This window comes from Rhodanobacter sp. BL-MT-08 (assembly GCF_054161255.1).
This window is the reverse complement of the sequence record NZ_CP167872.1, coordinates 1,744,824-1,759,190: the sequence shown is the minus strand read 5'-3', so window position 1 is coordinate 1,759,190 and position 14,367 is coordinate 1,744,824. Positions and strand designations below refer to the sequence as shown.

Annotated in this window: 11 protein-coding genes; 6 read left to right on the top strand and 5 right to left on the bottom strand. The window is 61.9% G+C overall.

Annotated features, from left to right (window positions below; translation table 11 throughout):
• The first annotated feature begins 82 nt into the window (after positions 1–82).
• Positions 83–469: a VOC family protein gene (locus tag ACDK93_RS07685; protein ID WP_458072016.1), complete on the top strand. Its 387-nt coding sequence runs from the start codon at positions 83–85 to the stop codon at positions 467–469.
• A gap of 701 nt (positions 470–1,170) precedes the next feature.
• Here the strand turns inward: ACDK93_RS07685 and ACDK93_RS07680 are convergent.
• Both ACDK93_RS07680 and ACDK93_RS07675 read right to left on the bottom strand, forming a co-directional pair.
• Complete coding sequence (locus ACDK93_RS07680) at positions 1,171–2,028, bottom strand: PA4780 family RIO1-like protein kinase (RefSeq protein ID WP_458072015.1); 858 nt, start codon at positions 2,026–2,028, stop codon at positions 1,171–1,173.
• Between the two features lie 87 nt (positions 2,029–2,115).
• Positions 2,116–3,126 (bottom strand): LLM class flavin-dependent oxidoreductase, encoded by a 1,011-nt coding sequence (locus ACDK93_RS07675; protein WP_458072014.1) that lies wholly within the window; start codon positions 3,124–3,126, stop codon positions 2,116–2,118.
• A gap of 142 nt (positions 3,127–3,268) precedes the next feature.
• Between ACDK93_RS07675 and ACDK93_RS07670 the strand changes: the two genes are divergently transcribed.
• On the top strand, positions 3,269–3,991 hold the full coding sequence (locus ACDK93_RS07670) for an rRNA pseudouridine synthase (RefSeq protein ID WP_458072013.1): 723 nt from the start codon (positions 3,269–3,271) through the stop codon (positions 3,989–3,991).
• A 327-nt stretch (positions 3,992–4,318) separates the two neighbouring features.
• Here ACDK93_RS07670 and ACDK93_RS07665 read toward each other — a convergent pair whose 3' ends face one another.
• Together ACDK93_RS07665 and ACDK93_RS07660 are read right to left on the bottom strand one after the other, a co-directional pair.
• On the bottom strand, positions 4,319–4,828 hold the full coding sequence (locus tag ACDK93_RS07665; RefSeq protein ID WP_458072012.1) for a DUF1993 domain-containing protein: 510 nt from the start codon (positions 4,826–4,828) through the stop codon (positions 4,319–4,321).
• 71 nt (positions 4,829–4,899) lie between these two features.
• Complete coding sequence (locus ACDK93_RS07660) at positions 4,900–5,097, bottom strand: oxidoreductase-like domain-containing protein (RefSeq protein ID WP_458072011.1); 198 nt, start codon at positions 5,095–5,097, stop codon at positions 4,900–4,902.
• Between the two features lie 158 nt (positions 5,098–5,255).
• Here ACDK93_RS07660 and ACDK93_RS07655 point away from each other — a divergent pair, with 158 nt between their 5' ends.
• Complete coding sequence (locus ACDK93_RS07655; RefSeq protein ID WP_458072010.1) at positions 5,256–6,401, top strand: glycoside hydrolase family 18 protein; 1,146 nt, start codon at positions 5,256–5,258, stop codon at positions 6,399–6,401.
• 9 nt (positions 6,402–6,410) lie between these two features.
• Here the strand turns inward: ACDK93_RS07655 and ACDK93_RS07650 are convergent, their stop codons facing one another.
• Positions 6,411–7,184, bottom strand: a complete 774-nt coding sequence (locus ACDK93_RS07650; RefSeq protein ID WP_458072009.1) for a class I SAM-dependent methyltransferase — start codon at positions 7,182–7,184, stop codon at positions 6,411–6,413.
• Positions 7,185–7,621: 437 nt separating this feature from the next.
• On the opposite strand from ACDK93_RS07650, the gene ACDK93_RS07645 reads away from it, so the two are divergent.
• The 3 genes from ACDK93_RS07645 (at position 7,622) to ACDK93_RS07635 (ending at position 14,275) form a co-directional block, all read left to right on the top strand.
• Entirely contained in the window at positions 7,622–8,842 is a 1,221-nt protein-coding gene (locus ACDK93_RS07645) for a hypothetical protein (RefSeq protein ID WP_458072008.1), read from the top strand.
• A 289-nt stretch (positions 8,843–9,131) separates the two neighbouring features.
• Entirely contained in the window at positions 9,132–11,402 is a 2,271-nt protein-coding gene (locus ACDK93_RS07640; RefSeq protein WP_458072007.1) for a transferrin receptor-like dimerization domain-containing protein, read from the top strand.
• 122 nt (positions 11,403–11,524) lie between these two features.
• Positions 11,525–14,275 carry a M14 family zinc carboxypeptidase gene (locus ACDK93_RS07635; RefSeq protein WP_458072006.1) on the top strand — a complete coding sequence of 917 codons (2,751 nt, stop codon included), beginning with the start codon at positions 11,525–11,527 and terminating at the stop codon, positions 14,273–14,275.
• Positions 14,276–14,367: the final 92 nt, after the last annotated feature.

Genomic DNA, 14,367 nt, shown 5'->3' with positions numbered 1-14,367 from the left:
TAAACAAGGCTCCTCAGAGGCAGGCTGCTCGCTGAGCTAGGCGCAGTCGTCTTAAAATATGCGCATCAAACTCGGAGGTTCCATGAAACGAGTGACTGGCATTGGCGGTATTTTCTTCAAGGCGACGGACCCTGTGACACCTCGGGCTTGGTACAAAAGGCACTTGGGAATCGATGTACAGACATGGGGCGGTACGGCCTTTCCCTGGATTAATGACAAGAGCAAACCGATGGAGGGAACGACCGTGTGGTCGATCGGTTCGGCGGAGAGCGACCAGTTTGCGCCGAGCGAGGCGTCCTTCATGGTCAATTACCGTGTGCATGATCTTTATGCACTGGTGAGCGCTCTGCGCGACGAAGGCTGCAACGTGCTCGAGAAAATCGACGATTCCGAGTTCGGAAAGTTTGCCTGGGTCATCGATCCGGAAGGCAACAAGGTCGAACTCTGGCAGCCGCCTGCCGGTCAATGATGGGGCGCGACCCAGCTCGGATGACTCGCCGCCCGGCGAGTGCCTGAAAGTACGTGTGCCGTTGTTGCTTGGCACGCTTGGTTACGACGCGTTGTGCCGAGCAAAGTCCGGGAAAAAGCGGCTACCAAATCCCAACAGTGCGCGTTTTCGGTTTTCACAACAAAGGATAGGGATGTCGGAAGATGCCGAACCTGCGGTCATAGCTGCCTCGATGTGCAGGTAAGAGCCAAGCGGTCCAATTACCCCGAGCCTTTTGCGTCGCACATGACGGGCCGCAAGAAGCGCCCGCTCGGCGACGCGTTCGGTCTTACGAATTTCGGCGTGAACCTCACTCGACTGATGCCGAAGCCGTTTCATCGCTACGCCGTGCGCATACGCGTCAGGATGTGATCGTCTACATTCTGCAAGGGCATCCCACACTCCGAACCAATGAGGGTTCGACGCGTCCCGCCCAGGGCATGTGCGCTGGCTTCAAAGCAGAGTCCGGAGATGGACGCTGTCTGGTGAATGGAAACGTCGGAAGACGTTTTCTATTTGGAGGTCGGCGACAGGGTGCCCGGCGACGAAGTGCGTTATCACGACGACGATCCTGAAGCAGTCCTGCGCGCCGACAGGTGGGCGTTCGTCCACAAGCACGGGACGCCGTATTCGTATGTCGCTTGTAATAGCCGACGCGCCGAACCGCAAACCGCGCGGCGGCGTCAATCTGCCTGCGCCGCCTCGTCCCTGCCCTGCTGGCGGATGATCGCCTCCTCGCGCGCGTCGATGATCGACTGCATCACGCTGTCGACGTCGGCGATGGTTTCATCGAATTCGAAATGGCCGGTCAGTTCGGTGTCGGGGTGGAGTTCGCCGAGCTCGAACAGCGCCCACATTTCTTCGGCGTAGTAGCTGTCCAGCAGCTCGGGCGCGAAGCGCGACAGGCTGATGGTGATGTTGCCGACGTCGCGCCGAAGCATGGTGCGCGCGGCGTTGTTGCCGGAGGCGCTGACGACCTGCGGCAGGTCGATGATGACCGGCCCTTCCGGCCCGACCAGCACGTTGTATTCGGAAAGGTCACCGTGGATCAGGCCGACGCAGAGCATGCGCGCCACCTGCTGCATCAGAAAGCGGTGGTAGTCGCGCGCGGTGTTCGCCGACAGCTCCACTTCGCCCAGGCGCGGCGCGGAGTAGCCCTCCGCATCGGTGACCAGCTCCATCACCAGCACGCCGTTGAAATAGCCGTACGGCTTGGGCACGCGCACGCCGGCGGCGGTGAGCGCGTAGAGCGCGTCGACCTCGGCGTTTTTCCAGGCCGCCTCGGCCTCCTTGCGGCCGAACTTGGTGGCCTTGCCCATGGCGCGGGCCTGGCGGCTGCCGCGCACCTTGCGGCCTTCCTGATACTGCACGCGGGCCTGAAAGCTGCGCTGCGCCATGTCCTTGTAGACCTTGGCGCAGCGGATATCCTCGCCCGAGCGCACCACATAGACGGAAGCTTCTTTGCCGCTCTTCAGCGGTCGCAGCACCTGATCGATCACGCCTTCGTCGATCAGATCCTGCAGGCCCTTGGGTGTCTTCATGCGTCGGAGAGCTTCGGCAATTCGTGGAATAGGCGCGATTATGGCCGATCGGCGGGCCAACTCGGCTATTTCCCGCCATTGAACCGTTTAGCTTGCTAACAGGCTGGCCGAGCCGAGCCGGTTGCGCACACCAGCTGCAATTTCGAACGAGCGCCGCCGCGCGGCATGCTCGAACACGTTGGCGGTGATCAGCAACTCATCGGGCTTGTGGCGATCGATGAAAGCCTCGATGCCGGCTTCAACGGTATCGGCATCGCCAATGACCGCGCAGGCAAGCGCGTGGTCGACGCCGAGGCGCTCCATCGGCGAGGCGTACGACTCGATGTTGTCGATCGGCGGTGGAATAAGGCCGGGCTTGCCGCGACGCAGATTGATGAAGCTCTGCTGCTGGGTGGTAAACAGCCGGCGCGCTTCCGCGTCGCTTTCGGCAGCCACCACGTTGATGCCGAGCATGGCGTAAGGCTGCTGCAGCCGCGCGGACGGGCGGAAGTCGCGACGGTACAGCGCCAGCGCCTCGTCCATCGCGTCGGGCGCGAAATGCGAGGCAAAGGCGAACGGCAGACCTAGGCGCGCCGACAAGGTCGCGCTGAACAGGCTGGAACCCAGCAGCCACACCGGCACGTCGAGCCCGGCGCCCGGTACGGCGCGCACCGCCTGGCCCGGCTTTACCGGCTCGAAGTAACCCAGCAGCTCCATCACGTCATGCGGAAACGCATCGGCGCTGTCGAAATAGCGGCGCAGCGCCTTGGCGGTGGGTTGATCGGTGCCCGGCGCGCGGCCCAGCCCGAGATCGATACGCCCGGGATACAGCGACGCCAGCGTGCCGAACTGTTCGGCCACCTGCAGCGGGGCATGATTCGGCAGCATGATGCCGCCCGAGCCCACCCGAATTTTCGAGGTTCCGCCCGCCACGTAGCCGATCAGCACGGCCGTGGCGGCGCTGGCGATACCCACCATATTGTGGTGTTCGGCCAGCCAGTAGCGCCGGTAGCCCAAGCGTTCGGCGTTCTGCGCCAGGTCCAGCGTATTGCGGAAAGCCTGCGACGGGTCACTGCCTTCGGTGACGGGCGCGAGGTCGAGGATCGAAAAAGGAATCATGGGAGTTCTCGCGGTAGCCATGGGTCATGATTTGGGGACGGTTGCCGCGATTGGCAACGGCTTTAGCCCCGACAGCGGGATATCGGCAGCCACAGCGGCTAACCCCGCCTACAATGGGCGCATCCTTTTGTACGGCATCTCCATGACTGAACCGGTTCGCCTCGCCAAACGCGTCGTTGCCCTTGCCCAGTGCTCCCGGCGCGAGGCCGAGCAGTACATCGAGGGCGGCTGGGTGCGCGTCGACGGCGTGGTGGTGGAAACGCCGCAGTTCATGGTCGATACGCAAACGGTGGAACTGGACCCTGGCGCGCAGCTGATCGCCACCGAACCGGCCACCCTCGTGCTGCACAAGCCGGCCGGTTACGACGCCGGCAACGGTCCGAATCCGGCCAGCGCGCTGGTCGTCCCTGAATCCCGATCCGCCGACGATGCGTCCGGCGTGCGCCCGCTGAAGCGTCACCTGCACCGGCTGACCTCGCCGCTGCCGCTGCCGACAGACGCCACCGGCCTGATGATTTTCACCCAGGACTGGCGGGTGACGCGCAAGCTCACCGAAGACGTCGATCGGGTCGAGCAAGAGTTTGTGGTGGACGTGAGCGGCGACATCATCGAGAACGGGCTGGCCCTGCTCAATCACGGCCTGCGTTTCAACAATTACGCCATGCCGCCGATCAAGGTCAGCTGGCAGAGCGAGCAGCGGCTGCGGTTTGCGTTCAAGGGACTTCAACCGACCCAGATCGAGCCGATGTGCCACGCGGTCGGGCTGCAGGTGCTGGCGATGAAGCGGCTGCGCGTCGGCCGCATTTCTTTATCCAAACTGCCGCCGGGCCAATGGCGATATCTGGCGCCGCACGAGCGCATCTAGCGTAAACTTTCCGCACGTTGCAACGACGCTTCAGACAACGAAACGCGTGCAGCGATGTCAGCAGTGCCGACCGTCCCACCACCACACCGCGGAGAGCAGCATGAGCAAGGGTCTGGATTCGAAAAAGAGCGACAAGAAAAAACCGGAAAAAACCATGAAGGAAAAGAAGCTGGCCAAGCAGGAAAAGAAGAAGAACGCCAAGTAACCGCTCCCGCTTCCTGACGGTGGCTGCATCGGTCCTTCGGTTTAGTCCGCTGCAGCCACCCGGCTTGCAGGCATCACGCGCAAGCCTTGGTACGACGCCTCGCCGTCGTTACCGCTTTCGACTCAATACTCGCCCATGTAATCGCGCTTGCCGATCTCCAGACCGTTGTGGCGCAGAATCGCGTACGCCGTGGTCACGTGGAAGAAAAATTGCGGCAGGCCATAGCTCAGTAGATAGTTCTGCCCGCTGAAATGACGCTCTTTCGGCGTACCCGGCCGGGTGACGATTTCGCGTTTGGCCGCGTCGTCGAACGATGCCGCGTTCAGGCCGTCGATAAAAGCGAGCGTTTTCGCAATGAGGGCATGCAGACCGTCGAACGTCGGCTCACCCTCGTCCACTTTCGGCACCTCGACGCCAGCCAGACGCGCCGATACGCCACGCGCGAAGTCGCAGGCAATCTGCACCTGCTTGGCCAGCGGAAACATATCGGGGAACAGCCGCGCCTGAGTCAGCGCCGCCGGCTCGATGCTTCTGGCCACCGCATGCTTGTCGGCTTTGGCGAGAATGGCATCGAGCCCGCCGAGCATCTGGCGAAAGACGGGAACCGAACTGGTGTGCATGGCATGCGACATGGAAATTCCTGAAATGCGGCGAAAGAGGTCGGCGCAGTGTAGTTCAGTGCTGCCCGCTACGCCGGCGCCTTCTACGGATTTTCCGCGTGCCGCGCATGCCACGCGGCGAGCGCCACCCGATAACGCTCGAGCGCCTCCTCGTAGGTGTCGAACACGCAGGGCACGCAGCCCTCCCCGCAGCAGTCCGCGGCATCCGGTTCGATCGGGCGCGTCGGCGGCGGATCGGCTGGGTCCGTTAAACGACTCGATGGCGGATCATTTTTCTGCATGAGGCGTCACAACGACCTTTTTCTATCGGCGGCGTATCCGTGTGCCGGAAGCGGCGGCTGCGCTCGGCAGCGACAACGACGACATTATCCGGGCTAGGTATAGGCAAAGCCGGTAGCGGCTGCAAAGATAGCCGATCGTATCCAGCGGAACGACGCTCATGCCGATTGGCAGCAAACCAAAACACAACGCGATTAGCCCAAGGCTGATCGCGACACTGGCACTGCTTCTGTCTTGCTGCCGCAGCCTGCTTGTCCACGCGCTCGATGCCCCTGCGGCGCACTATCGCGTGGTGGGCTACGACGTCGACAAGGCCGGCGTGGATCACCTCGACGTCGGCAAGATCGACACGCTTATTTTCGCTTTCGCCCGGGTCGCGCATGACCAGGTCGTGCTCGACCCGGACGCGTCAATAAAGCTGCATCAGCTGACGGGTTTGAAGTTGACACACCCCGCATTGAAGGTCGTGCTGTCGGTGGGAGGCTGGGGCGCGGGCGGCTTTTCCGAAGCGGCGAGCACACCGGCCGGTCGCCGACGCTTCGCCGACAGCGCGACGACATTGCTGGTCAACAACGATGCCGACGGCCTCGACGTCGACTGGGAATACCCCGGCCATTCCGAATCGGGCATCCATTCGAGTCCGCAGGACCGCGCCGACCTCACCCTGCTACTGCAAGGCGTCCGAGCGGCCCTGGATGCCGCAGGCCAAAGCCACAAACGCCATTACACGCTAAGCATGGCAGTCGCCGATGGGCCGTTCGTCGACGGCATCGACATCGCCGCGATTGCGCCGTACCTCGACTGGTTCAATCTGATGACGTACGACTTCGTGAACTCGATGACGCCGACAACCGGACATCACAGCGGCCTGCATGCTTCGGCGCTCGCGCCCGCCGGTGCGCGCACCATCGACCGCGCGGTAAAGCAGTTTCTCACTGCGGGCGTGCCGCCAAGCAAGCTGCTTATCGGCGCCGCTTTCTACGGCCGCGAATTCGATGACGTAAACCCCGACCAGCACGGTCTTTACCAGGCCTACGGTCATTACGGCAGCGAACATCCGTGGCCGCAGCTGCAGTCCGACTTCATCAACCGCCGCGGCTTCGTGCGCTACTGGGACGCGCAGGCGCAGGCGCCTTATCTGTGGAACGCCGCCACCCGCCAGTTCATCAGCTATGACGACCCGCAGTCCATCGCCGCCAAGGCTGCCTTCGTGAAAGCGCAGCATCTTGGCGGCATCATGTACTGGGAACAGAGCGAGGATCCGCAGAACGTGCTGCTGGACGCGATCTGGCGCGGCCTGCAGTGATCAAACGTTTTACTTGGCCGGCTTGCGGAAGCGGTAGATGAACTGATCGGTGTGGCCGCGTATCGCCTTGTCGAACACCTTCAGCGTGTGGTTGTCCGCTGGATTGCGCAGCACGTTGCTCTCGCCACCAAACACAAAGCCCGCCGCCTCGATCTGCTGCTTGACGATGGCCGGATCGATACGGTGCAGCGTATCGGTATCCTGCATGCCAGATCCCGCGGGGGCCACATGGTCGATCACCACGAACAGGCCACCCGGCTTCAGCGCATCGAATACCTGCTTGTCGAGCACGGCGGGATCAACCTTGCCCATGAACTTGTCCGGATAGTCGTGATAATTCTGCGAGGTGAACACGAGATCGACCGGCGCTGGAGAGCTCAGCTGGTTGGCCGGCTGTTCCAACACGCTGACGTTGGCATAGTGCGGGTCAGCGGCAAACTTTTTCACCGCGGCCAGATCCTCGGCATCTTCCTTGACGTACTCGTTCGGCCAGATCGTATACACGTGCCCGCTCGGACCCACGATGGCACTGAACACGCGGGTGAAATAGCCGCCGCCCGGGATCAGCTCCAGCACGCTCTGTCCGGGCTGGACATGCGCAAACTCCATGATCGAACTGACCTTGCGGCGCGCATCGTTGGCCTTGTCGGCATCGCGCGTAGGGTCACCGACGGCCTTTGCCACCGTGGCATAGATGGCGCCGGTATGGGCGCCGGACGTTTGCGCCAGCGCGGCGCCCGGCAGGGCAAGAGCAATCAAAATGGCGAGAACGGTTGAGCGCATGACGGACTCCATAGTGGTTCAGGGTCCCATCATTGTGCGCGCAAAGCGGTGGACGCGCACAAACGTGAAGGCAGGAAAACCGTTGGAACCAAAAGCGCGAACCAGCCAGCGGCTCACAGTAAATCTCGACGAGCGATCAAGAATTGGTCGCAAGTTTACGGTGACCGATTTGCTTATTGGCATCATGCGATATTCAATGACATGGTAAACAGGTACTCGACTCACAGCATTGCCAGGCGGCTATCGGATGCTGAAAGCGATTGCGAGGGGAGAGTTAAGTACACGCTGATGGGGGGACGGCAATGCTGCGACTACGGTCAAAAAAGATGCTTGGTCACCTGCTTTTACTGGCTTGGCTTTCGACGACTGCGTCGGCGCAGTCGCCGTCGGAGTGGCGGACGCAACAGCTTGACGCGTCACTCAAGTCCGAGCGAATCATGAAAGAGGCGGATCAGCACAAAGGCTTGCTGGCTCAGTATCAGGTGATGCGCTACGCGTATGCGGCCGACAAGAGTGATGCATTCCGGCTGATCTTTGGTCAATACCTAAGTTGGTACCAGACATTCATTGGCGATTATCCCGACGCAGCGGCGAGCTTTTCCATCAGACAGCCGGGCACCCCTGAAGATCACCCGTCTCCAATTTCCGACAGCAATTACTCATGGCGACCTGCAATTGAGGCGATTCCGGCGCTGGCCAAAGGCTATCAGCTGATTTTTCTGAACGAGGCTCACAACATTCCGCTGACGCGCACGCTGGCTGTGCAGTTGCTTCCCGGTTTGCGCAAAGCAGGATTCACTTATCTTGCTATTGAAACGCTCTACCAGACCGATACTCAGCTGCAATCGCGTGGTTATCCCATGCCGGAGACTGGCTTTTATACGCAGGAGCCAATCAGCGCTGAACTGGTGCGAACTGCTCTAAAGCTTGGTTTCAAACTTGTTCCTTACGAAGCGACGTCCGATGCGACGGGTGACGCCCGCGAGGCCGAACAAGCCCGCAACATTTACAAGGCCGTTTTCAAGATGGATCCCGCGGCACGACTGGTGGTCGAAGCGGGCTATGCGCACATACAGACGTCGGGCGAATTTCTACGCGGCCAGTCTATGGCAGAACATTTGTACAAGCTTTCCGGCATTAGCGGACTCGCCGTTGAGCAGACCATGATGATCCCTCATCCGTCGAGCGATGAAGATCATCCTTATTACACGGCAATCATGCAGAAAGTTCAGCCAGAGATGCCCATTGTCTTCGTCGACAAGTCAAACAAGCCATGGTCGCTTCGTACTGGATACGATGTCAGCGTCGTATTTCCCACACAGCATCTACGACGTGGACGCCCCACTTGGTTATCTCTGGGTGACTTGCGGCAACCCTTTTTTGTTAGTGGCGACAAATGCCAGGAAAAATTTCCATGCCTTATCGAAGCGCGCTATTCGAGCGAGGGCAAAGGGGCCGTGCCAGCCGACCGCATGGTGCTAGACCCCCTACCTTTGACACCTACTTTGGGCGAGCGCATTCGCCAGGGAGCTGGCGCACCTGCCGGCGAGCTCTATCTGCGGCCGGGCAACTATGAGCTGAGTGCCACGGGCAAAGACGACCAACCCATCTTCAATCAGCATATCGTGGTGCCCGACAATCCGCCAATCAGCCATTAACAATCAGACGCTCCGGTAGCGCAGTCTAATCTCCTGCTCTGAAGTGGTCTGAAATCGACAGCGTGAGCTTGTCCTTTGAGCGAAATCCAAAGCCTCAATGCGTCCGAACATGTTCCACCCCTTCTCCTAGTTTTCCCCTGGCATGATTGATGCCTCGAGCAAGAAGCTCTGCCAGCCATATAAATCAGCGGTAGCCATCTGATCACGCATTCGTGGTCGGATATCAGTAATCGATAAACGAAAGGAGTGTGATGGGATGACGCGATTGACTGCTCGCTGGCTTTTGGCCATGACCTCAACGCTGTCGACATTCGGCACTGCTCTATCTGCCGAAAACTTGCCCACGGACAAAGGCATGCTCGGTTTCGGCATCGCTGGCGCGGCCAAACAGCAAAGCCTCGAACAACGCTTCGACGCACAGCTCGATCCTGCCGACCAGCGCAGCTGGCTCAAGCAGATGTCGTCGCAGCCGAATCAGGTGGGTTCGCCGCATGACAAGGCGAACGCCGAATTCATGTTGGCGAAGTTTCGCGAGTGGGGCTGGGATGCGCATATCGAAACTTTCAGCGTGCTCTATCCAACGCCAAAGAAAGTCGCGCTCGAATTGCTCGGACCGCAACCCTTCACCGCGGCGCTGAAGGAACCGCCTATTGCTGGTGACGCCACCTCGAATATCCAGGACGGCGCACTGCCGCCCTACAACGTCTACGGTGCCGATGGCGACGTCACCGCCGAACTGGTCTATGCCAACTACGGCATGCCGGACGATTACAAAGACCTGGCCCGTCGCGGCATCGACGTACGCGGCAAGATCGTTCTCACGCGCTACGGTGGCGGCTGGCGCGGGCTGAAACCGAAGCTGGCACAGCAGCACGGTGCCATCGGTTGCCTGATTTATTCCGATCCGCACGACGACGGTTACGCCAAGGGCGATGTTTATCCGAAAGGCGGCTGGCGACCGGCCGACGGCGTGCAGCGCGGTTCGGTGGCGGACATGCAGGTGTATCCCGGCGACCCGCTGACGCCCGGCATCGGCTCGGTACCCGGTGCCAAGCGCCTGGCGATCAAGGACGCCACCTCGCTGCTGAAGATTCCCGTGCTGCCGATCTCCTACGCCGACGCTACGCCGCTGCTGCAGTCGCTGACCGGCCCCGTGGCGCCGGCCAACTGGCGCGGATCGCTGCCGATTACGTATCACGTCGGACCGAGCACGGCCAAGGTACATCTGACGGTCGAGTCCAACTGGGGCCAGAAGCCTGTCTATGACGTCATCGCGAAAATCAAGGGCAGCACGGCACCGGATCAGTGGATCGTGCGCGGCAACCACCATGATGGCTGGGTGTTCGGCGCATGGGATCCGCTGGCAGGCAACGTCGCCCTGATGGCCGAAGCCAAGGCGATCGGCGCGCTGGTCAAACAGGGCTGGCGCCCGCAGCGCACGCTGGTCTATGCCAGCTGGGACGGCGAGGAGCCGGGCTTGCTGGGATCCACCGAATGGGCCGAGACGCACGCAAAGGAGCTGCAGGCCAAGGCCGTGATGTACGTCAACTCCGATACCAACGGGCGCGGCTTTCTCGGCGCCGGTGGCAGCCACTCGCTGCAGCACCTGGTCAATCAGGTCGCCGACGGCGTGACTGACCCAGAGACCAAGGTCAGCGTGCGCGAGCGCCTGCGCGCACACATGCTGATCGCCGGCAGTGACGACGACGCCAAAGCCGAAGCGAAAGACGTGGCGAAAATCGCCGCCCAAGGTGGAGACGTACCGCTGGCCGCACTGGGCTCGGGCTCCGACTTCAGCGCTTTCCTGGAACATCTGGGCATTGCTTCGCTCGATCTCGGCTTTGGCGACGAGGACGACAACGCAGGTATCTATCACTCCCAGTACGACTCGTTCGATCACTACGTCCGCTTCGGCGACCCCACCTTCGACTACGGCGTCGCGCTATCCAAGGTGGTTGGCCACATCGTGCTGCGCAGTGCCGATGCCGACGTGGTGCCGATGCGCTTCGGCGATTTCAGCACCACGCTGAATCAGTATGTGGACGAGCTGCACAAGCTGGTCGAGCACACGCGTAAATCAACCGAGGAACAGCACAAGCTGCTCGATGCCCATGCGTTTACGCTCGACGCTGACCCCACCCGTCCGGTGGCTCCACCGGAGCGTGACTCCGATGTTCCATCCATCGATCTGGCACCGCTGGATCAGGCCGCAAAACAGCTGACGCAGAGCGCACAGGCTTTCGACGCCGCCTATGCAAAACGCGCAGCGGCAGGCTTTGATCTTCCACCAAAACAAGCCCGCGAACTGAGTGCGCACATGGCGCGCATGGAGCAGGCGCTGACCGATCCGAATGGCCTGCCGACCCGCCCCTGGTTCAAGCACATGATCTACGCGCCCGGCATGTTGACCGGCTACGGCGTCAAAACCCTCCCCGGGGTGCGCGAGGCGCTGGAAGCACGACGCTGGGACGAGGCCAACCAGTACGCCGTGATCACCGCCAAGGTCATCGACGGCTACCGCACGCAGCTCGATCAGCTGACAGCGATGCTCAACAAATAGCAGCTTTTTTGCATCGCGGACGAACTCGATGGAAACGCCACCCAACTGATGGGCGACACCGATTCCCCTGCGTTCTGGCAAAGTGTCTGGATAGATCACGGCGCCAAACCAGGGGAACCATCATGCGCGTATCCATTCGACTTTCGTTGACCGCGCTGTTGGCGCTGGGCGTGGGCGCCGCGACGGCGGCCACCGACCCGGCGGATCCCAAGGCATATGCCCGTGATCCAGGCCAGCCGATCGATCAGGCGTATACCGACCAGATCCTGAAGTTCACCACCGATCCGTCGTTCAACTCGCCGCTCACCGACTATCTGCCAGCGTCCCCGACCGTGCCGACACCGGACAAGGTGCTTGGCCGTATCTCGGGTGCACCAAACTATCTGCCCTACTCGGCCGACGTCTATCGCTACTTTCGCGCGCTGGCCGCCGCCAGCCCGCGGGTGAAGGTATTCACCATCGGCAAGACCGAAGAAGGCCGCGAGATGATCGCGGTGGCGATCGCCGACGAAAGCGTGCTGGCCGATCTGGACGCCAACAAGGCGCGGCTGGCCAAGCTGGCCGACCCGCGCAGCATCGGCATGAACGACGACACGGCCGACCAGCTAGTCGGACAGTCCACGCCGGTCTACTACATCACCGGCACCATTCACTCCACCGAAACCGGCGCGCCCACAGCGCTGATGGAGCTGGCCTATCGCCTGGCGGTGGACGACTCGCCCTACATCAAGCACATCCGCTCGCACGTCATTACGCTGATCACGCCGGTGGTCGAAGTCGACGGCCGCGACCGCATGGTCGATCTGTACAACTGGCACCTGGCGCATCCCGGGCAAAACTATTCGCCGCTGATGTACTGGGGCCACTACGTGGCGCACGACAACAACCGTGACGCGATGGGCATGACGCTCAACCTCACGCGCAACATCGCCGATACCTATATCGGCTGGCACGCGCAGGTGCTGCACGATCTGCACGAGTCGGTGCCGTTCCTCTACGACAACACGGTCGGCGACGGCCCGTACAACGCCTGGATCGATCCCATCCTCACCGGCGAGTGGCAGCAGCTGGGCTGGAACAACGTGCAGGAGCTGACCAAGCTCGGCATGCCCGGCGTGTTCACCCACGGCGACTTCGACACCTGGAGCCCGGGCTATTTGATGTTCATCGCCGCCATGCACAACGGCGTCAGTCGCCTGTACGAAACCTTCGGCAACGACGGTGCCGACACGGTCAAGCGCACGCTGAGTCCGAAAGAATACGCGCGCACCTGGTATCGGCCGAACCCGCCGCTGCCCGAAGTGATGTGGTCGCAGCGCGACAACAACAACTACGAGCAGACCGGCCTGCTCACCGCGCTGAATTATTTCTCCGACAACGGCCCGCTGTTCCTGAAAAATTTCTACCTCAAGGGCAAGCGTTCGATAGAAAAGCCGCAGGAAGCCGGCCCGGCCGCGTATGTTTTTCCCGCCGATGAAACGCGCACCGGTTCGCAGGCCCAGCTGCTGCATGTGATGCAGCTGCAGCACGTGGAGGTGAGCCGGACCACGTCGCCTGTCACGGTGACGCTACCCAAGCAGGGCGACGATCCGAAGGCAAAGGCCACCTCGAAAACCTTTGCCGCCGGCAGCTACGTGGTGCGCATGGATCAGCCCTACTCGCGCATCGCCGACGCCCTGCTCGACCGCCAGTACTGGTCGCCGAAAGATCCGCAGCAGCATCCCTACGACGACACCGCCTGGTCGATGGGCGACCTGTTCGATGTGCAGGTCGTGCGGGTGACTGACACGGCGATCCTCCAGGCACCGATGAGTGCCGTCAGCGACACCATCGCGCCGCCGCATGGCCTGGCCGCCATCGACGTGCCCGCGGCCAAACTGCCGCGCATCGCGCTGATGCACACCTGGCTCGATACGCAGACCGAAGGCTGGTGGCGCATGGCGCTGGACAAACTGCACGTGCCGTATACCTACATCAGCACCCAGGACGTGGCACGCGGCGGTGACCTGCATGCGAAGTACGACGTGATCCTGTTCGGCCCGATCGGCGGCGTCAGCACGCAGCAGATCGTCGACGGCCTGCCGATGTGGGGCAATCCGATGCCGTGGAAAACCACCAAGCTCACGCCGAACATCGGCACCATCGATTCCACCGACGACATCCGCCCCGGGCTAAGTGCCAAGGGCCTGGAAAACCTGAAGCAGTTCGTGCGCGAAGGCGGTCTGCTGGTCACCGCCGAAGACACTGCCAAGTTCGCCATCGATAGCGGCATGGCGCCAGGCGTGTTCGTCACCCCGACGCACAACCTCAAGGTCGTCGGCAGCGTGCTGCAAGGCACGTTTGTCGACCGCAAGAGTCCGATCGCCGGCGGCTACGCCAGCGATGACCTGGCGCTGTACAGCTCGGTCGGCCAGTCGTTCACCGTCTCCAACCAGGTCACCGGCGACGACGGCCTGCCGAACGCGAAGGACTTCCAGCGCCCTACCGGCCGGGGCGGCCCGCACGACACCGATACGCCGGAAGGCCGCGCCTCGATCGCCCCGCCCACATTGCCCGATCCCAAGCCGTGGCAGCCGACGCCGCTCAACGCCGAGCAGCTGCGCAACAATCCGCTGGCGATTCCCGCCGACCAGCAGCCCAGGGTGATCGTGCGTTACGCCGATGCCGACAAGCTGCTGATCGCCGGCCTGCTCGACGGCGGCGATGAAATGGCCGGGCGCGCCGCCGTGGTCGACGCCCACTACGGCAAGGGCAACGTGCTGCTGTTCGCCGGCAACCCGATCTGGCGCGGCGAAACCATCGGCAGCTACGGCCTGGTGTTCAATGCCATCACCCACTTCAATCAATTGGACGGCCAGACGGCCAAGCCGTAATTCGAATAGCTAGAGCTGGCGATCGGTCATCCGAACGGATGGCCGTCGAGTTCGCCGATCACGCCGTCGGCAATCGTTGACAAACCTCGAAC